Annotated in this window: 18 protein-coding genes and 3 pseudogenes; 4 read left to right on the top strand and 17 right to left on the bottom strand. The window is 49.6% G+C overall.

Annotated features, from left to right (window positions below; all coding sequences use genetic code 11):
* Both ABUL11_RS00915 and ABUL11_RS00910 read right to left on the bottom strand, forming a co-directional pair.
* Nucleotides 1-214, bottom strand: a pseudogene (locus tag ABUL11_RS00915) (surface carbohydrate biosynthesis protein); the annotation flags it as partial.
* A 140-nt stretch (nucleotides 215-354) separates the two neighbouring features.
* On the bottom strand, nucleotides 355-2,604 hold the full coding sequence (locus ABUL11_RS00910) for an N-acetylneuraminate synthase family protein (RefSeq protein WP_350281985.1): 2,250 nt from the start codon (nucleotides 2,602-2,604) through the stop codon (nucleotides 355-357).
* A gap of 384 nt (nucleotides 2,605-2,988) precedes the next feature.
* Between ABUL11_RS00910 and ABUL11_RS00905 the strand changes: the two genes are divergently transcribed.
* Genes ABUL11_RS00905 through ABUL11_RS00895 form a run of 3 tightly spaced genes read left to right on the top strand, consistent with a single transcriptional unit; the run spans nucleotide 2,989 to nucleotide 5,536 of the window.
* The gene (locus ABUL11_RS00905; protein ID WP_350281984.1) at nucleotides 2,989-3,705 is read left to right on the top strand and encodes an acylneuraminate cytidylyltransferase family protein; all 717 of its coding nucleotides are present in this window, start codon (nucleotides 2,989-2,991) and stop codon (nucleotides 3,703-3,705) included.
* The gene (locus ABUL11_RS00900; RefSeq protein WP_350281983.1) at nucleotides 3,702-4,703 is read left to right on the top strand and encodes a Gfo/Idh/MocA family protein; all 1,002 of its coding nucleotides are present in this window, start codon (nucleotides 3,702-3,704) and stop codon (nucleotides 4,701-4,703) included. The genes ABUL11_RS00905 and ABUL11_RS00900 overlap by 4 nt, the downstream gene beginning before the upstream one ends.
* Complete coding sequence (locus tag ABUL11_RS00895; protein WP_350281982.1) at nucleotides 4,700-5,536, top strand: SDR family oxidoreductase; 837 nt, start codon at nucleotides 4,700-4,702, stop codon at nucleotides 5,534-5,536. The genes ABUL11_RS00900 and ABUL11_RS00895 overlap by 4 nt, the downstream gene beginning before the upstream one ends.
* A 92-nt stretch (nucleotides 5,537-5,628) precedes the next feature.
* Here the strand turns inward: ABUL11_RS00895 and ABUL11_RS00890 are convergent, their stop codons facing one another.
* The 5 genes from ABUL11_RS00890 to ABUL11_RS00870 form a co-directional block, all read right to left on the bottom strand.
* Entirely contained in the window at nucleotides 5,629-6,801 is a 1,173-nt protein-coding gene (locus ABUL11_RS00890; RefSeq protein WP_350281981.1) for a phospholipase D-like domain-containing protein, read from the bottom strand.
* 1 nt (nucleotide 6,802) lies between these two features.
* Nucleotides 6,803-8,116, bottom strand: a complete 1,314-nt coding sequence (locus ABUL11_RS00885; RefSeq protein WP_350281980.1) for a hypothetical protein — start codon at nucleotides 8,114-8,116, stop codon at nucleotides 6,803-6,805.
* A gap of 292 nt (nucleotides 8,117-8,408) precedes the next feature.
* Entirely contained in the window at nucleotides 8,409-9,098 is a 690-nt protein-coding gene (locus ABUL11_RS00880; protein ID WP_350281979.1) for a Dph6-related ATP pyrophosphatase, read from the bottom strand.
* Nucleotides 9,099-9,178: 80 nt separating this feature from the next.
* On the bottom strand, nucleotides 9,179-9,469 hold the full coding sequence (locus ABUL11_RS00875) for a type II toxin-antitoxin system RelE family toxin (protein WP_350281978.1): 291 nt from the start codon (nucleotides 9,467-9,469) through the stop codon (nucleotides 9,179-9,181).
* Nucleotides 9,459-9,710: a type II toxin-antitoxin system Phd/YefM family antitoxin gene (locus ABUL11_RS00870; protein ID WP_350281977.1), complete on the bottom strand. Its 252-nt coding sequence runs from the start codon at nucleotides 9,708-9,710 to the stop codon at nucleotides 9,459-9,461. Before ABUL11_RS00870 ends, ABUL11_RS00875 begins: the two co-directional genes overlap by 11 nt.
* A 190-nt stretch (nucleotides 9,711-9,900) precedes the next feature.
* Between ABUL11_RS00870 and ABUL11_RS00860 the strand changes: the two are divergent.
* Nucleotides 9,901-10,776: pseudogene (locus ABUL11_RS00860) on the top strand (transposase).
* A gap of 233 nt (nucleotides 10,777-11,009) precedes the next feature.
* Here the strand turns inward: ABUL11_RS00860 and ABUL11_RS00855 are convergent.
* The 10 genes and pseudogenes from ABUL11_RS00855 to ABUL11_RS00820 form a co-directional block, all read right to left on the bottom strand.
* Nucleotides 11,010-11,468: a DNA-deoxyinosine glycosylase gene (locus ABUL11_RS00855; protein WP_350281992.1), complete on the bottom strand. Its 459-nt coding sequence runs from the start codon at nucleotides 11,466-11,468 to the stop codon at nucleotides 11,010-11,012.
* A gap of 179 nt (nucleotides 11,469-11,647) precedes the next feature.
* Nucleotides 11,648-12,037 carry a hypothetical protein gene (locus tag ABUL11_RS00850; RefSeq protein WP_350281974.1) on the bottom strand — a complete coding sequence of 130 codons (390 nt, stop codon included), beginning with the start codon at nucleotides 12,035-12,037 and terminating at the stop codon, nucleotides 11,648-11,650.
* Between the two features lie 397 nt (nucleotides 12,038-12,434).
* Nucleotides 12,435-13,016: a peroxiredoxin gene (locus tag ABUL11_RS00845; protein WP_350281973.1), complete on the bottom strand. Its 582-nt coding sequence runs from the start codon at nucleotides 13,014-13,016 to the stop codon at nucleotides 12,435-12,437.
* A 105-nt stretch (nucleotides 13,017-13,121) separates the two neighbouring features.
* Nucleotides 13,122-13,526, bottom strand: a complete 405-nt coding sequence (locus ABUL11_RS00840; protein WP_350281972.1) for a VOC family protein — start codon at nucleotides 13,524-13,526, stop codon at nucleotides 13,122-13,124.
* Nucleotides 13,527-13,608: 82 nt separating this feature from the next.
* Complete coding sequence (locus ABUL11_RS11280; RefSeq protein ID WP_502890012.1) at nucleotides 13,609-13,827, bottom strand: avidin-fold protein; 219 nt, start codon at nucleotides 13,825-13,827, stop codon at nucleotides 13,609-13,611.
* Nucleotides 13,793-13,906 (bottom strand): annotated as a pseudogene (locus ABUL11_RS11275) (avidin-fold protein); the annotation flags it as partial. The gene ABUL11_RS11280 and the pseudogene ABUL11_RS11275, both read right to left, overlap by 35 nt.
* 447 nt (nucleotides 13,907-14,353) lie before the next feature.
* The gene (locus ABUL11_RS00835; protein ID WP_350281971.1) at nucleotides 14,354-16,192 is read right to left on the bottom strand and encodes an AMP-dependent synthetase/ligase; all 1,839 of its coding nucleotides are present in this window, start codon (nucleotides 16,190-16,192) and stop codon (nucleotides 14,354-14,356) included.
* Nucleotides 16,189-18,522 (bottom strand): acyl-CoA dehydrogenase, encoded by a 2,334-nt coding sequence (locus tag ABUL11_RS00830; RefSeq protein ID WP_350281970.1) that lies wholly within the window; start codon nucleotides 18,520-18,522, stop codon nucleotides 16,189-16,191. Before ABUL11_RS00830 ends, ABUL11_RS00835 begins: the two co-directional genes overlap by 4 nt.
* 344 nt (nucleotides 18,523-18,866) lie before the next feature.
* A complete protein-coding gene (locus ABUL11_RS00825; protein WP_350281969.1) occupies nucleotides 18,867-19,121 on the bottom strand; it encodes a DoxX family protein in 255 nt (84 codons plus the stop codon).
* Complete coding sequence (locus ABUL11_RS00820) at nucleotides 19,093-19,245, bottom strand: hypothetical protein (RefSeq protein WP_350281968.1); 153 nt, start codon at nucleotides 19,243-19,245, stop codon at nucleotides 19,093-19,095. Before ABUL11_RS00820 ends, ABUL11_RS00825 begins: the two co-directional genes overlap by 29 nt.
* Nucleotides 19,246-19,247 lie beyond the last annotated feature (2 nt).

The following is a 19,247-nucleotide window of genomic DNA, read 5'->3' as shown; positions in this document are numbered from 1 at the left end:
TCCTGAACATGGAATTACTCAGGCTGCGCATACTTTTTGCCAGATAGATGCCGCGTGGTAGTGATGCGATTTCAAAATGAACAAAGGCACGTGAGCCGATGATCACCGGAAACCCGCGTTCAGCCGCTACGCAAGCCAGCAGGAGCTTTGCATCCAGCTCACGTACCTGGTTCTCGACGGGGATGATCAGGGTTGAAGCAGAAGTAGCGGCCATGTTCGGTCAGATCGGAATAAGTTGGCAGTAAGGAGCCTGGGAAACCAGCAGGCGATTTACTTGGGGAATTGCGCCATTATTAAATATTCGGGAGTCAAAGGGAACAATTATTGCCAGTCCTGGACCTGCTTTAAATCCGTCTAGAGGCCCGTTTTTTCAAGAAATGCCAATGCCGACCAGAATCCTTCTCCCTTGTTTTTGTGACCCTGCCAGATTTCAGGTATGAACTGCACTCCGCGAGCAAATTGGTTCAACTGATCGCGCAGCAGGGTGAAGTCTACATCGCCATAGCCGATCTGTGCCCCTTCACCATCCACTCCCTTGGCATCTACTATATGCAGATGGATGGTATGCGGCAGTACCTTCTTGAGAAATGTATTGAAATCCCACTGGTAATAGTTGCAGGCCATCATGGAATGTGAAACATCGAGACAGATACGATGGCCGGTTTTTTCGCAGAATGCCGCGATTTCATCCGGATCGACAAAGAGGTTATGGTGACTCTGCCCCCCGAAGTGCCAGGGAAAAGGAGGCATGGTCTGAATGGCCAGTTGCACAGTACTCAAGTCGATTTTATCCAGCGCTTTGGCTACTCTGGCATAAAGTTTTGTGCGCATTTCAACCGGCAGGAAATTCTGTGGTGTCCAGCCTCCGGCATTGAGTACCAGTACTGGCTCCGGTGTCGCCGGGAAATACTGGCGCAACTCGGCGGCTACAGCCACCGTGCGTTTCAATTCAGCGATGGAATGCGCCTGATAATCTGCGTCATTGCTTGCCAGATCGAGAATATGATCGCCAGCGAACAATTCGGGGCTGTGCACGGCATAACCGATCGACAGCGGATCAGAGAAATAGTCGGATAGCCTCACGTCCAGATCGTGGTAGCTCAGATGAAACTCGACAAAGTCGATTTTCATTCCCTCGATCAGCGCACGGTAATCGTGATAGCGTGCCGGAATTCCGTAAGGGCGTGAAAAGATATAGTGCTGTTTTTTGGCTGATTTCGGGGTGATATCGGTTTCAAAGAACAAATCTCCGGCCTTGAAATCGCGCTGCGCCATCTTGCCCACCAGTTCATCGATACGGTTGGGTTGCAGGCCCTGCCCGGGGCTTTTCATTGTGATCATGCTGCGTTTGATAAGCTGCCCTTGCGAAAGATCGCAATTGATCACCAGGCTTTTGGCCAGATTTTCACGATTGATCATTTCCCCCTGAGTAAGCACCCGTTCACCGCCTTGTCCCATGGCATCCTCGATGTTACGAATCTGCCGCACCATTTCTGCAAATTCTTCTGGCAGCAGACTGACTTTGTGGTCGTTGCCTTCCATACTGCGGTTGACAGTGAAATGTTTTTCCACAATGCGGGCTCCAAGGGCAACGGCAGCCAAAGGTACTGAGAATCCACGTTCGTGACCGGAATATCCTACTACGGTACCTCCCAGTTGTTTCAAGTGCGGCAGGTAGTTGAGGTTTACATCCTTGAAGGGAGCAGGGTAGGTCGAGTTACAGTGCAACAAGGCAAAGGGAGCGCCCAGCCGGCGCAATAAGCCTACTGAACCTTTGATTTCTGCTTCTGAACTCATCCCGGTTGAGCAGAGTAGCGGTTTGCCCGTTTTCGCCAGAGTTTCCAGCATTTCGTAGTTAGTGAAATCAGCCGAAGCCACTTTAAAGGCTTCCAGTCCATATTCATCCAGTACACGGGCACTTACCAGATCCCAAGGCGTGCATAGGGGCAGAATATCCTGCTGCCTGCAGTAATCGAATACCTGACAAAGTTCGTCATGGTTCAGCTGGAATTTATTGAGCAGATCCAGCGTGTATTGTGATCCGAGGTCATAACCCGCTTCTGCATTCCTGCCTTGATTTGAATACAAGGAGGAAAGATCCCGCATCTGGAATTTGACACAATCCGCTCCAGCTTCCACTGCCAGATTCACCAGTTCTTTCGCGAGGCCGATATCGCCGTTGTGGTTGTTACCGATCTCGGCAATGACAAATGCGGGATTCTGGTCGGTAATCAGGAAGTCTCCGATCTGCAGCCCCGTGGCTGATTTTCGTGCCAGGGCGATAAAACGTCCCTGTTCGTCGATCAGCGGGATAATGTCGCGTTTGTGATCAAAATAATCGGCAATCTGATGTTGGGATTCAGTAACCGGCCGAGCAATGAAATTACGGTTCATCACGTGATCGATCGGCAGATTCAGGTTGAATTCGGTTGCCTGAGTCATCCAGCGTCGTACATCGCCATCGCTGACTGCCCCGATCAATACCCCGTTATCCTGCACAACGAAAACGATGCGGGACTGGTTGTCGTTGATGCGTTTCAGAGCATCGAGGATACTGTCTCCGGAAAAAACCAGATGGTCCTTGATCTTTTTTTCAATGCGCATGCTGCAATTCTATTTGATAGAGGTGATCATTGCCGGGTATATATGACAGGAATATAAAAATTCATACCCTGGAATGTGTCAATGTTGCCTGAGGTTTGTGTGGTGTGTGCTTACAGAATGAATGCCCATGCCTTATACCATTGTTTTGTTACCTCGGTAGATTTTTGCTTATGTCCTGATTGCGGTAACCCTTCTTTGGATAAGCGTGCTGAATTGTAAACAGTTTGTAGGGTTTATGTGCATCCGGCATGCTTAAACAGTAGAATTGCCTGTCATTTTTAGCATGTATCGGTCGGAAGGCTGGTGACCGGTTTGCAAAATCGCCAGAATTTGACTTCACTCACATATTGTTTATTCGGAATCTGATTAGATAAATCCCGGCCAATGTTGATTTATTCTCTCATCCCCGCGCGGGGAGGATCAAAAGGCGTGCCACATAAAAATATCCGGCTGTTATGTGGTAAGCCCCTGATTGCCCATTCAATTGAAATTTCGCTCCAATCGCCTTCCATTCAGAGAACTTTTGTCAGTACCGATTCGGAGAAGATTGCAGAAGTAGCGAGAAATGCCGGTGCAGAGGTGCCTTTTCTGAGGCCGGCTGATCTGGCGCAGGATGATACGCGCGATCTGCCGGTGTTTCAGCATTTCCTGAGCTGGTTGGAGCAAAACCATGTGCCTCTTCCCGATGCTGTTTTCCAGTTCCGTCCCACTTCTCCTGCGCGGCGTGTTGAAAAAATAGAGGAAGCGGTTGAAGTCCTGAAAAAACATCCGGATGCCGATTCTGTGCGTGGAGTGACCGAGCCGGCGCAGAATCCATACAAGATGTGGACTATCGATGACAATGGTTTCCTGCGAGCTTTGCTGAATATTCCTGGTATTCCAGAACCCTTTAACGAGCCCAGACAAAGTTTGCCTGCGGTCTACTGGCAGGTTGGTTATCTGGATCTGATACGTACCCGGACGATTCTGGAGAAAAAATCACTCACGGGCACGCGCATACTGCCCCTGAAAATCGAGGGTAGAGATTCGATTGATATCGACGATGAATTTTCATTTCAACTGGCTGAGTTTCTGATGGAAAAACGAGGAGTCGTCCGTTGAATACTTCAGCTTTGAAGGCTGTGGTAGTCGGACTGGGCTCTATCGGAGTCAGGCATCTCAATAATCTGCATGCACTTGGGGTTCGGGAATTGGGTGCAGTGCGTACCCGCAATCTGCCACCTCCCGCCCAGATCATTCCGGAAGATGTACAGCTGTTTCAGAACCTCGATCACGCACTCAAACAAAACTTTGATCTGGTGGTGGTGGCCAACCCGACTTCATTACACCTGAAAACACTTATCGAAGCGCTCAAGGCAGGGTGTTATGTCTATGTGGAAAAACCTATCGCACATGATAAACGACATCTGTCCGAATTGATGCGCTGTGTGGATCCGCGCGGGCCTCGTGTACTGGTTGGCTGCCAGCTCAGGATGCATCCGGGATTACGGAAAATCGAAGAATGGATGCAGCAGGGCAGAATGGGAAAAATCTATTCCGTACAGGTCGATCTGGGTGAATATCTGCCTGATTGGCATCCATGGGAGGATTACCGTCAGAGTTATGCGGCACGGGCCGATCAGGGAGGCGGTGTCATACTCACCCTGATCCATGAACTGGATTATCTGTACTGGCTTTTCGGCAAACCCAAGAATGTTTTTGCCATCGGAGGGCATCGAACCTCGCTGGAAATCACGGCAGAAGATACGGCGCTCATTTCATTCGAAACGGAGCAGGGGATCTGTGTTCAGCTTCGTATGGATTACTGGCGCAAACCACCGGTTCGGCACATGAATATCGTTGCTGAAAAGGCCATCGTCGATTGGGATTATCCTTCGCGTCTCACTACGCTGCAGCAGAATGGGCACCTCCTGGACGAAATCGTCCTGGCACCTTCCTGGGATCGGAATGAACTTTTTCTGTCCATGATGAAAGAGTTCATCGAAGGTATTCCCGGCGGATCGATTCCGCGCGTTACTTTGCAGGAGGGCATAGATGTGCTGAATACAGCACTTGCGGCCAAACAATCTCTTCAAACCGGACGACAGGTCAGATTATGAATCAACCCTATAAAGGAACACCTTTTGATCTTAGCGGGCGAGCTGTTCTCATCAGTGGGGCAACGGGTCTTCTCGGTACGGAATTCGCTCTTGCAGCCGCTTCAGCCGGTGCAGATATGATACTGGGTGATCTGGATGGTGACCGGCTGGAACTATTGAAAAATGAAATAATTGCTTCCTGTCCGGATGTACACGTTCTGATTCAGGTTCTGGATGTTACCCGTGCGGATTCATGCCAATCCATCGCACAATTATGTGAGGATCGGTTTGGCCGGATCGATGGGGTGGTCCACAGCGCTGCGATCGATCCGAAATTTGAGCAAGGCTCAGATACTTCCCGCTTCTCAAGATTTACTGAATTTCCTTTGGCGCTTTGGCAGACTTCGCTGGATGTCAACCTGACCGGTGCATTCCAGCTCGCTCAGGCCGCCTGCAGAATAATGGAGAAATCCGGCAAGGGATCCATCGTTTTCCTTGGATCCAATTATGGTCTCGTGGGGCCGGATCAACGCATCTATAGAAAGGCCGGACAAGAGACGCAGACCTATAAACCCGCGGTGTATTCGGTATGTAAAGCAGGGTTGCTGGGACTCACCAAATTCCTGGCCGCCTATTACATGAATACATCCATTCGTACCAATCTGCTCACGCCCAGCGGTGTCTGGAATAAACACGATTCCGAGTTTACCGGTCACTATTCGTCACGAACCATTCTGGGGCGTATGTCAGAAAAAGAGGAGTACCGGGGAGCCATCCTCTTTCTGCTTTCGGATGCATCCAGTTATATGACAGGTGCAAATCTGGTCATCGATGGGGGATGGACAGCGTTGTAGGTGTTCTTCTGCGTATCCATTTCAGTCAAAAGAAAATTTTATTTTCTTATCTGCAGAAATTCTGGTACCAGAGCCGGTAAAGATTTCCCTGATCAGTTGCTTTCGTTCTTAAGCATATCCCAACAGCGTGCAAGGGACTCGAAAATGACAGGGTTACTGGAAATTGCCGCGATTTCATGATTCAGCCAGAATGAGGGTTTGGTCCAGTTGAAGCTTCCGAAGATCGACCAGGCACGATTGTCCTCTTCGATCAGTACAAATTTGAGATGCATGGGTAGAGAGCCGGAAGGCCGGATGCGCCTGAACCGGATTCCGGCGTTGATCAGGCGCTGTTCTACCTTGGGGGTGACACGCCTGAGAGTGGATTCAGCCAGGATTTCCAGATCGACCCCGCGTCTTGCAAGACTGGTCATGATGTCGACTGCACTTTCCATCCGGATGTGCGAGGCCGCGATGCGGACACGTGCGCTGCTGCCGGTTTTGCGCAAAAATTGTACGACAGGATGTGTATCTGTCCGTGGCCAGAAATAGATATCGGTATCTGTACCATGGATAGCATTGTTCGTATCGGTGGTGAACCGGTAGAAAAGCCCGGGGGGTGACTGGTGCAGCTGTCGTGCATGTTCTGCAAGCTTCTCGACCAGTACCGGATCCTTGAGACCGATCAGAGCGTTGTAGCCGTGATCCTGGTCACCAATCTCCCGGATGATCTCGGGATCATCTCCCGGGCCATTGCCTGATGGATTGAAGGAGCCGATGAAGGCAACGGGTTCGGGGTGCGAGAAACAGTAGAGTTTCTCGTGTAGCTGGGGTTTCCATGATTTTGTTGCGGGTGACGGTACACCGAGAAGAGTAACGATGCGCAATGCATCACCCAGCCCGTCAGGCCCTGAGAGCAAAGCGATCACCGCATCATTGGCGTATGGAATACGCGGTCTGCCTTCGAGGGTCAGCGTAACGCGCACACCCCGTTTGTGCGCCTGAACGAGTGCTTTGGCAAGACAGAGGTCACGGAAATAATAGGTTACCCAATCGATAGTGCCTCCAGCAGGTACGGCTGCGATCTGTTCTGCCAGGATGTCGCGCAGGTGACCGGGTGTCTGACCGGGGCTGCCAAAATGAACTTCCGGAGGTGGAGTTTTCCTCATTTGTGAAAAACCGGTATTCCACTCAATGAAACTCGCATAACGGTACCAGAGCGTAATGGGGTGGATTGGTTGCCGGCTGGTGCAGACCAGGCGTGTATTTGCTTTGTCGGAAACCATATTATTCAGAGATATTGGTAGTGTCTGCCTGATCCGATTTTTTACGCGTTGCCTGCTCTTCCAGGAGAGCTACATAACGCGGGAGGACATCAGCACCATCGACATGCAGCATTTCATCGATGAAGCGCTGACGATGCGCCTCCACATAGTAGGAATCGTATCCCGCGGTTAAAAATCTGTCGATCATCCTGTACACGTCATCCCGGCATTTCAGTTCCGTTTCAGGCATGAAATGAGCCATGGCCGATCGGCCAGCGTGAAGATAATCGGCTGCCATCACCGGCTTTTTTGCCTTGACAGCCTCAAATACCACTGAGGTAGCCAGATCGATGATGACATCGGCCCAGTTCATCAGAGAAATCGAATGAACATTATCTTCCGCCACACTCACGTTCGGAAGTTTCCGCAGAGAAGCGTTACCAGTCAGAGGCTGTCTCCAGCCTCCCCGTGTATGGGGTTTGATCACCAGTTCCACTCCCGGAAATGCAGCAATCATGCCAATGACCTCGCTGACTTCTTCCCAGAATGTGGTGAATTCGCTTTTTCTCAGAAACATGACGATTCTGAGCCGAGTGTCCGGGCTGGTTTTTAACTGAGGAACCGGCGACAGTGTGGCAAGTTTATTCAGCCATTCGTCACAGTAGCGTGGCGAACCCAGAACGGCAATCGCTTCATTGTTCAGAAATGGCCGGAAACGGGTTGCGCATAATTCGTTAGGGACGACGAGCTTGTCGAATATCTTTGCAGCCGAGTACAGGGCATCCGGTTTCAGAACCCATTCATGATGGCGTATCAGTTGACTGGCATGCGGGCTGTCACCATGTGGCAGAGATACCGCACCGAGACCCATGGTTCTTGCCATGGTTACAATGACCTCAACCCATTCGATCGGGACAGGCGAATCGCTGGTAATCCAGTCGAACACAACTACACCACCTTCATTTTCGTTTCTGAAGCCATGCTCCAGCAACCGTCCGGCAGTACTCTGCCAGACTGCTGTACGCTTTTGAGCATCATATTTTCGGGCGAGCTTTTCGATAAGTCTGCCGATCAAAAAAAGGCGCTTCACGCTTCTGTTCAGGAGAAGCGTCTGCAAGCGCCATTGCATAAACTTCAGCGGCGACAGCAAACGCCGGATAGGGACGATACGAACGCGGTCAAGCGTGTCCAGGAACTTGATGCGGTAATCCTTGAGAAATTTAGGACGACCCAATAAAACTACGAGACTTTCGTGACCAGATTCTGACCATTTTGAAATTACCGGCGTGATGTGATCGATATCGTTGTAATGGCGCAGAAAAAATAAAGCTTTCATAGTGAGAACGATTGTGGCTGCCGGCGCTGGCATGGTTCAGTGCCTTGCCCGGCAGGCGAGATTATTTGACAAGTAAATAGAGGCTGGAAATTGGATCATGCTTTAAGTCTACTATGCCAGATTTATATGGCATAAGCATACAATGAGGCCAGACCCGGAAAATTGCAGATTTTGCCAGCTTGTGATGGTATTGCCAATTCTCAGGCGATAATCGGAAGGTATCCCGAATCGTGAAAAGCTGTCGAAAACATTGAGAAATTCATTTGTGGTAATAGCGGAGAGCGAGTGGAAACTAATGGGTCGGCTCGCTGTTAGATGTGAGTGGCAGCAGATCAGTAAATACAAAACCATCTCGATAGACAGTTTCTCCCGACACTACGTCTATCGGATTCTGAAACATGGGTCCATCGAATGAAAAGGTGTGGAACTCACCATATTCACCGCAAGGATCGATGCTATCCGGAATATCGTCTAAAAAAGAATCGTTGTATTCCCTCCCCGCGAAACTCTCCGGCATGCGTTTCGGGTCAATGCAGGTGACCACGGCTTTTAATCCACCAGTTACCATCTCCCGGGAGAAGGTTCTTGTTGGAATGCCCCAAAGCGGAAATATGGGTGCTATCCCGGTTCCACTCAGACAGTCTTCCCGATACCGTCGTACATCTTCGAGCAGGAAATCACCAAAGGCAAAGCACTCAATGTTTTCCTTCCTGGCGGAATCAACAAATGCTGACATGGCGGATGCATATTCGTCATTGCTGCAAGGATAGGGAATCTCGATGATGTGTAGCGGCAGACCGGCATTTTCTGCTTGTTGCCGCAGCAGCGCCACCCTTACACCATGCATGACAACGCGATTAAACGCTTTGTTTACTGTGCAAAATAGCCCAATCACGTCAACATGCGGATCTTGCCGCAGGACATGAAGCGCCCATGCACTGTCTTTGCCACTACTCCAGGAAAGAAAAGTTCTTCTGCGCAATAAACTGGCCTTTGTGGAATCGATACCTATTGATATTGGAAATCTGGTTTACAGGAGCCGGATAGTGAGCGGGGCAAGCGTTAAGTTTTGGTTCTGTTGATTGCTTTATCGTAAATCTTATTATTTTCCCTTTTGCCTACAGCGATAACGAAAACAACGATTTCCTGATTATTGATTTCATAAACAAGCCGATAACCTGCAGAGCAGAGTTTGATTTTATAAGCGTTATCAAAACCACGTAGCTTATTGGATTGAATATGAGGATTTTCCAGACACTTTTTTAATTTGTTCTTAAACTGGGTTTTGATGCTGCTGTCCAGTTTATCCCACTCTTTTTTTGCGCTTGGCAAAAATTTTAATTTATAAGTCATCAAGTGATACTTCAATTGCCAAATGCTTTTCTGCCTGCCTGGCCTTAACAATTTCACCTAATTCATAATCTTCCAATTTTTCCATCAATAATTCGTATACCTCGGCTGGAACAAGATAAGCAGTTGGCAGGTTATGGTTAAGAATAGCGATAGTTTCCCCTTCAGCTTTTTTTAATAAAGCTGTTGGGTTTTTCTTTAACTCAGAAATGCTTGCGCTAAACGAAGCCAGTATTTGTTGCATAAATACTCCAATGAGTGCCAAATAAAGCACTTATATTAGCATCTTATTAAGAGTGTGTAAGACAATGTAGTCGCCCCTGAAAAACATAATAACCAACTGATTATTATTGGTTATATTGTCATTTCTTTCGATCAAATCGACCGGGAATGATAAAATTACGGTTATTTTCCGGTCGAAATGGTGATTAACGATGCTCACGCCCGGTAGAACTTTTCATCAACCCAACCTGTTTGAAACAGATCTTTTATGGCAGCTTGATTCTGCTGATCCTTTGTTGCAACTTGCCAATGCCATACCCTGGCACGAGTTTGAGGAAGCATTCTCGATTCATTACACGAAGGGAACAGGTGCGCCGGGCAAACCGATTCGGTTGATGGTTGGGTTGCTGATTCTCAAATAGTTGGAGAATCTGAGTGATGAGGCACTGGTTGTACAATGGAAGCGTAATCCGTACTACCAGGCATTTTGTGGCATGAAGGAGTTTTGTCGCAAGCCGCCCTGCCACAGCACTGAACTGGTGCACTTTCGCAAGCGTATTGGCGTGAAAGGCGTTGACCGGATTTTTAAAATAAGTGTTGATTTACACGGTGCGGCGGCACTGGAGGACACCATTCATGTGGATACGACGGTGCAGGAGAAACACATCACTTATCCCACTGACAGCAAACTGGCCATCAAAATCATCAACCGGTTAAACAAAGTAGCAAAAGTGCATGGCATTCAACAGCGACGTACCTATGTCAGGGAAGTCAAAACACTGCGCCTGGCCATTCGCCATTTCCGTCATGCCTCCAAACGAGCCAAGGCCAAACGGGCACTCAAACAGGATAATCGCTACCAGAGAGACAAAAAGCGCAAGCAGTGCAAAAGACGGGCAGCAATTGAACCCATCATTGGCCATTTAAAATCAGATTACCGAATGGCAAAAAATTACCTGAAAGGCGCAATCGGTGACCACATCAACCTTCTGATGGCTGCTTGCGCCTGGAATCTGAAACAATGGCTTCCGGCCATTTTTTGGCGGTTTTTCCATGGGAAAAACACACAGATCACCCTCATTTCATGATGAAAACCTCCATTCTCACTGATTGATCTGTGTGAGTAACAGAAAAACTCAACGCACTCTCAAAATGACAATCAACAACGGGTGTTTTTCAGGGACGACTATGTATGCAGCAACCAAGTCACACTCGAATTAAGTCACCCTGCAAGGCGGCATCAGCTTGGGCGAATTATCAGGTGGCAGCTTTGTTACAGGGATGTGAGTTTCAGATCTTCTGGCCCATGAGCACGCATTTGCTACCGAGCAGGTGATAGATCAGCGCCATGCTTAATAACACTCCACGCGCGAAACTTCTCGGCTCGCGGAATAGCTGCATTTGCTGGACTCGTGGAGGGGAGTTGCACATACTCGACTATGGGAGCGTTTTGTAAGAACGGTTTGACATGTCGGGCATAAAGCGCTGCTGCCTTCGCACCGTTAAAGCACACCCGTCGGATGTCAGGATAGGCCGTGAAAAAGTGATCGAAGTCGTTTGGCACGATCGTATGCGCCACAATATCAGCATCCAGACTGCTTTCGCGCGTACATGACTGCAGCACATCCCAGAGCGCAATGCCACGATCCTTTAACGAAGATACACGTAGAGGATATGCGCTTGTGGCATCGAAACCGAGAATCTCCGCAGTGATTTTCCAGAAGAGATTTTGCGGGTGAGCGTAATACTGCTGTTCGCGAAGTGAAACTTTCCCGGGCATCGTGCCAAGAATCAACACCCATGAGCCTGGGCTCGCAATCGGAGGAAAGCTATGGCAATGCATCGTCGCGCTTAACAATTAAGTTAACAGGCAGACAAAAGCGTAGATTTTTGCTGTCCGGCGAACGAAATGAGCGATGTTGAGCGCATTGTTACGCATTTTTGATTTTAATAAACCATTTAGGCTGCATAGCGTCGAAATCCTGGCGGATATTGGAAGGCAGGTAGCTGGCTGAATCCAGCCACGAACGATTGATCATCCACACGCTTGAACACAACCCAGTGCCAGAAATCCTTGCCTTTTTCCTGATGATGTTTAATGGACAACAACGCCAGATCGGGCAATGCATCCCAGGATTCGAACGGAACTTCGTCTTCGGAAGTTTCAACACCAGCACCAGACAGCATACGTCGGACGTATCGAGTATCCGACCACAGCAATTGATCCGAAGCGTGGATACCCATGGCGTTGGCTATGGCTTTCATCTCCGAGTAAGTTCTCCCAAGAATATTGGCAACCGATGCGATTCCGCACCCGGTGGTTTCTTCCTGTACTACTGGTTTGAGCACTGAATCACCCTTAATGTGTAATGCTTGAATGAGTTGTCGGGCTCTTTAGCCATGATCGATCCGCTCCTATGCCTCCTGATATTCAGTGCGATCAGAGCCAATTGGCCGGAGTACAGGCCGGTATTGCCAGTAATTTGCGGGTCTAACGGGATGTTCATAAGGAGGCTAACGTCAAGAGTAACGGACGCGTCACTTGCAGTATTCCATCCCTGTGGATCAGTACTTGTGTCAGCACCCCAGGCTATTTCTAGCTTGCTACGCAGGGAAAGTAATTTCTTTGATAGGTTGCTATCCATCTGGCAACAATATTATGGACAGTTCGAGTGGTAAGCTATGAAAGCTCCAACGTAAAATTGAGAAGCAGGTTACTTCTGGCTTGTCCCTCTCGAATGCAGTGTCAGGCCTGATTTTCGGAGAGCCAGGCCATCACCTCAATAACATTTTTATCTGGTGGAAAGACCGGGTAAAAACATTTTTTAATCATTCTGCCCTGCGTAATGAGCGTCAATCTTTTGAGCAATTTTAACCCTTCGACTTCAAGCAGAGGCAATTTTAAAGCTGAGGAAAAAGAATGATTAGCGTCGCTCAAAAGCGGATAAGGCAATCCTAAACGATTAGAGGCTTCTTTTTGTGCCTCTGACATTTGAGTGCTTATGCCGTAAACGCCTACGCTACTGCGTTTGAGTACAGTGTGATTGTCACGATATGAACATGCTTGAGGCGTACATCCAGCGGCACCGGGAATTTGAACCCAGCCTTCTGGGATGGGAACCCCGGGACGACCTGTCATTGGATAACAGAAAATTACGTTCCAATCAGACAAACCGGATAGATTGATTTCTTGATCATTGGTTGACCATAAAGAAACATCAGGCAGTAACATGTTTTCCAGATGTTCACACGCCCCATCATCCAACGGAATTGGCAAATCTACAGGAATGGAAAAAATTACATCTGGTGGAGGTTGAATATTTTGCATTGGATTATCTAAAAAGCCTAACCCAAATAGCTCAATGGCGGAGCGTTAGTAGAATCCACTGGAGCATTTGGGTAGGCATTGAATGTTTATCATAATCTCCAAGAGTTACATGGAATGAAAGCCAATCATATTGCCCTCAGTATCATAAGCAAGAGCAATAAACCCATGTTCACCAATCGAGAATTTTTCTTTGAAGATACTGCCGCCATTCTCAGCAGCGCGGGTAGCCTGCACTGCACAGTCCTCACACGCAAAATATATTAACGTTCCACCACACCCAGAAGGAACTCCAGCCATTTTTACCAGCATTCCACACGCACCATAGGTGGTTTGGGCAGTATCCTTGTCTGAGGGAAAGCTCCACATTTCCATATCCTCGCACTCAGCAGTAGGAGCAGGCATCTTTTCCAATTTGACTGCGAGTACCGCTTCATAGAACGTTTTAGCACGTTCCATGTCTTGAACATAAATTTCAAACCAGACGACGGGATTGCTTTGATTGCTTTTCATGGGATTTCTCCTTTGAGGTTGGTACGACAAAGCCTAATGCCCTAAATTTAGACGATGGTAAACTGCACAGCAGGTCTGGCATCTACTGCTCGATAATTTCAGAACGGCCAGATGACATATCGCCAGACAGCCATTGCCACTCTTCTTTTAACTTGAGTTTACCGCTACCAGTAACTTCTGGTGTAGATGTGCATAGGCCAATCGTGATTTGTCCTTGTCGATTTATATGGTGATATCGCATATCTAACTGGCCTGATGCCAGTATATTAGCGATCAAGTGTCTTCTTATGATTGTTGCCACCAGCGTATTCGGCCCAAACTACATCATCAACCTGATGATAGTGAAAGATGGTTTCTGCTCCAGCTTCACCGTTGGCTGTATTTTTTTGTTGATCTGAAAATTTTACCTTCGAGGTTGTATTTCATCTTGCAAGTCTCGCTGTAATGTCTGACGTTTGAATTAATCTGTGGTGGTGTCAGCTCAAATTTCAACATTCCAACGGTTTTGACCAGAAAAACCAGTGGGCACAATGCGTCAAAGTCAACAATCTTGCCGTGCTCTCCGAAGTTGAAGTCTACTTTGCCTGTGGAAGTCTGGCTGGGTAGCCGAAAATTAAACGGGCGAGACGACTGTCCATGTCCCCCCAACACAATATATACGACACTGGGTATCCGATAATCTGGTTTTTTTTTAAATATATATAATTATATGATTATTAATAAATAAATTTATGGAGTATTCCAGTTCTTACTGGAAAATGCGATATTTGTACCGATCGAAAGCGCTGCTGGGCCGGTATCATTCTTCCAGAAGTTATACGGCGTCCCTAACGGCTGGCATAAAGCTGGTCGATTTCACTTTGGTAGTGCTCATAAATCTTTTTCCGCTTCAGTTTAAGAGTTGGGGTGAGCATTTCATTCTCTACTGTCCAGGGTTCGGAAATCAGTAATGCACGATGAACCTTGGCATAGCCGGGGAATCCGCTGATCTGGTGTGCAATTTTCTCCAGAATGATTTCTTCCGCATACTCGTCGCATGCCAGTGCATGGGGATCATTTTTCGCATTACAGTGGGTGGCGACAACTTCCCATCCGCGCTTGCTTAGCACTGTCAGCGCACTCAGATAGGAGCGGCCTTCACCAACGATCATGACTTGTTCGAAGATCGGGTCACGCAGAATAGCTGCCTCCATATCGGCGGGCGGGATTTTTTCACCGGTAGAAGTAACGATGATGTCTTTCAGCCGGCCGGTGATGGTGACTCTGCCTTGTGCATCGATACTGGCGGTATCTCCGGAATTGAGCCATCCATCTTCGGATAGAATGGCATGAGTGGCTTCCGGATTGTTCCAGTAGCCGAGCATGACGTTAGGTCCGCGAATTAGCAGGGCATTGAGTTCCCCCAGTCTGACTTCCACATCGGGAGCGGGGCGGCCGACGCTTGACGGGAGATTGTCATCCAGCCGGTTGGCACAGACGACCGGGCTCGTTTCAGTCAGGCCATAACCTTGCAGGATGGGCAATCCCAAGCCGATGAAGACACGTGATATTTCCGGTGACAGTGCCGCGCCACCACTCATGACCTGCCACAAACGGCCTCCCAGCTTTTCCATGACCTTGCGCGCAACCAGTTTATCGAGCAGTGGCCACAGCAAGTGTGAAACCTGCCAGCCGGCTCGCTTCTGTTGTCGTTCAAACCGGCTGTATCCTATATCGACCGCCAGTTTGAATAGCAGTCTGGAAAGCGCAGGGCCTTCCGCCAGTTTGGCCTGTATTCCGGCATAGACTCTCTCATAAATTCTGGGAACCGAAATCAGGATAGTCGGCCGGATGATCTGCAGATCTTCCTGCAATTGGCGGATGGATCGGGCATAGACCACCGTAGCGCCGCACAGCATGGGCACGTAATAGCCGGCAGTGCGTTCGAACGTATGTGACAACGGCAGGAAAGACAGCAGTACATCATCCGGTCTGACAGTGACAATCTGTGCGCTGCTGTAGGCATTGGACAGAATATTATTGTGGCTCAGCATGACCCCTTTCGGGCGGCCGGTCGTCCCTGACGTGTAAATGATGGTGGCCAGTGCATGAGGGTCGTTTTGTACAGAAGGGATATCGCCTGGTGTTTCCGGCAGCCAGGCCTGCAGTGCGATGGCGCGCTTGTCACCTGTTTGGTGAACGTTTTCCGGGGAAGCATCCAGAATGATGATACGTTTCAGTTGCTGAAGTCCGGCAATGGACTCGTTCATGGCTTCCCATCGCGTCATATTTTCCAGCAGCAGTAACGTGGTCTCCGCATTGTCCAGACACCAGGCAGCGTTCTCTGCTCGATCTTCGGTATAGAGCGGGACGACCACCAGCCCCAATCCCAGTGCAGCCTGTTCGAATATCACCCACTGCGGGCAGTTGCGTGCCATGACTGCTACCCGGTCACCGGGAGAGAGATTTTCCTGTGAGAGTGCCGTCTGCCAGCGTTTGACGGCATTCGCTATGTCGTCCCATGTGTAATCCCGCCAGATTTCTTCGCTGACATCGTAATCGCGATAGGCTGTAGCACGAGGGGAACGTCTGGCACGTTCTCTGAACAGACCATCAAGTGTCCGGGCCGTTTCGACCGGAATCATGTCCAGATTGTGAGGAGGCTGGGTGTGGGTCATCGGGTTCATAGCGGAGCTTCTCCGTGTGGATTTTCTATCTGGCGAAGATCAGCGGAAAAATCATCTACCATGATGACCCGGCGCCGCAGGGTTTTCATCTGCTCAAGCGAGGCAGATTCTTTACTGGTAATGATACCTTGTGCCAGCGCCTGGTTGATCTGCTCATGCTCGTGGGCGGTGATCGCTTTATCTTTGACGGCCTGCCGCAATCTGGCCTCGATGGGTTCGCAGTCGATAGTACAGGCCAGGGCTTTTTTGAGCAGAGCCAGTGGTTCATTATCCTGCTCGGGCAGGTAGATGCCTGCCGTCAGGCGATCACGTACTTCTCCGGGGGCCAGAATAAGCCGTGCGACTTCATGAGAGAGTGAATCGGCAGGGGGCAGGCAACGCATTCCTCGCGGAAAAACGATGAACCGCAGCAGTCCTCGCGTGATTCTGCTTACGGGGAAATTGAGCAGAAACTCATGGAATGCCTGCTGGATACGATAAAGCGCATCCTGTACCGACCAGTGCAACAGAGGCAGATCTGCAGCAGGGCGGCCATCATCCTCAAAACGCTTGAGGGTGGCCGAGCACAGGTACATCATGCTGAGAATGTCACCAAGGCGTGCAGAAAGACGTTCACGCCGTTTGAGTGCGCCACCCAGCTTCAGCATGGCGATATCGGTCAACAGTGCGAATGCCGCGGAGAAGCGTGTCAATTGTCGGTAGTAATTCACTGTTTCGTGCGTTACGTTTTGCGGTATATCTCTGACCAGTCGTATACTGAGTCCATAGATCAGACTGTGGAACGTATTCCTGAAGGTGAAGACGATATGCCCGGTCAGCGCCTCGTCAAATACCCGTAATCCTCGTTTTTTATCCGGATCCCAGGCAGCATTGATTTCCCGCAGTGTGAAAGGATGAGCACGGATGGCGCCTTGGCCGAAGATGATCAGATTGCGCGTCAGGATGTTCGCGCCTTCCACCGTGATACCCACGGGTGTCTGTTGGTAGGTTCTCGCCAGGTAATTGGAAGGGCCCAGGCAGATACCCTTACCACCGTGAATATCCATGGCGTCATTGATGATCTGCCGGCTGCGCTCGGTCAGATGATATTTGACGATTGCAGAAATGACGGAAGGTTCTTCGCCCAGATCGACTGCGCCAGCAGTCATGACACGTGCTGCATCCATCATGTAGGTGTTGCCGGCGATCCGGGCAAGTGCTTCTTCCACACCTTCGAAATAGCCGATCGGTAATTTGAACTGTACACGCACTCGGCCATAGGCCCCGCTGCTCCAGGCTGACAGCTTGGCTGCACCGACACTGGTGGCCGGCAGCGAAATCGACCGGCCGACGGAGAGGCTGTTCATCAGCATGCGCCAGCCTTGTCCCACTTTATCCTGCCCGCCGATGACCCAGTCCATGGGGATGAAGACATCCTTGCCGGAATTGGGCCCGTTCTGGAAAACGCCATTCAGGGGATAATGCCTGCGGCCGATCTGGATACCCAATGTGCTGGTTGGAATCAACGCGAGCGTGATGCCGATTTCTTTTTTGTTTCCGAGTAACCCATCCGGGTCGTACAGCCTGAAAGCAAGCCCCAGTAGTGTGGCAACTGGTCCCAGCGTAATGTAGCGCTTCTCCCAGTTGATGCGAATACCCAGTACATCGGGCTGACCATCGAATACTCCCCGGCATACGATACCAGTGTCAGGAATCGACCCCGCATCTGAACCGGCATCCGGCCCGGTCAGCGCAAAACAGGGGATTTCGGTGCCATTTGCCAGTCGCGGCAAATAGTGATCTTTTTGTTCTTCCGTTCCGTAATGCAGTAATAGTTCAGCCGGGCCGAGTGAATTGGGCACCATTACAGTTACTGCCGCCGTATTGCTGCGCGAACTGATTTTCATGACCACTTCCGAATGTGCCAGCGCAGAAAAACCCAGTCCGCCGTATTCCTTGGGGATGATCAGCGAGAAGAAGCGGTTTTCCCGGATGAACTGCCAGACATGGGGAGGCAGATCATGGCGCTCATGGGTGATATGCCATTCATCGAGCATGGCACATAATTGTTCAACCGGCCCGTTGAGAAAGGCTTTCTCTTCCGGCGTCAGCTCTGGTTTTGGGTAGGCTAGCAGCTGATTCCAGTCGGGTTTGCCGCTGAACAGCGCTCCTTCCCACCATACCGTGCCGGCATCGAGTGCTTCCTGTTCCGTTTGTGAAATCTGGGGCAGCAGCTTGCGAAAGATTTTTAAAACAAGACTGGAAACGATGTTAATGCGCAGGAACGGCACTGTGAACAGCGCCACACCCGCCACGATCAACAGGATAAGTACAACAAGAAATTCAAACATGATTCCTCCCCGAGTTTTTTGAGTGGTTGTTCAGGAACCTCTGATCAGATCCCACATGACCGCACACTGGATTTTGCGGATGGAACGTAAGGCGAGTGAGGCAGTGAATGGTTGGCCTTCACAACGAGTTCAACGTTGTAGTCCGTCTGCAAAACCAGCGCCCCAAGGGGTTGCGGCTCATGGAGGATCTGATCAGAGGTTCCTTTATTGCTACACTACCGGAGAATGAACGGCTGTCAAGCTTTGCTTTGTTTACATCCTGAATTACAAGCAATCATCCATTCGTGAAAAACCCGGTTGCATGCAACCGGGTTAATAATCGTCACGGATAATCCGTGATTTCATCAAGGCCGGGCGCAGCGATTACCCAGGCTGTAGCCGTCTGCACCATGCACGGCCAGCAGAATGAAACCGCCTGCAATGGCAATATTTTTCATGAACATAATCATTTGTGTCTGATCGGCAAGATTGTTGTGAAAAATTGCCGCAGCTGCCAGCGTAAATATCGCCAGCGCGATGGATGCCAGCCGGGTTTGCCATCCTGCAATGATTGCCAGACCCCCACCGATCTCAAGTGCGATCACCAGTGGTAATAGCATGCCCGGTACGCCCATCGCATCCATATAACCTTGCGTGCCAGCGTAGCTGCTGATTGGAGATGCCTGCGAGCAGGAATATTTGTCCCAGAAAGAGCCGTGCTACGAATTGACTGATTTTTTCCATTC

It is taken from the genome of Nitrosomonas sp. (assembly GCF_040256045.1).
Lineage (GTDB): Bacteria > Pseudomonadota > Gammaproteobacteria > Burkholderiales > Nitrosomonadaceae > Nitrosomonas.
Note: the sequence above shows the minus strand (reverse complement) of the source record. Positions and strands in the feature narration are given on the sequence as shown.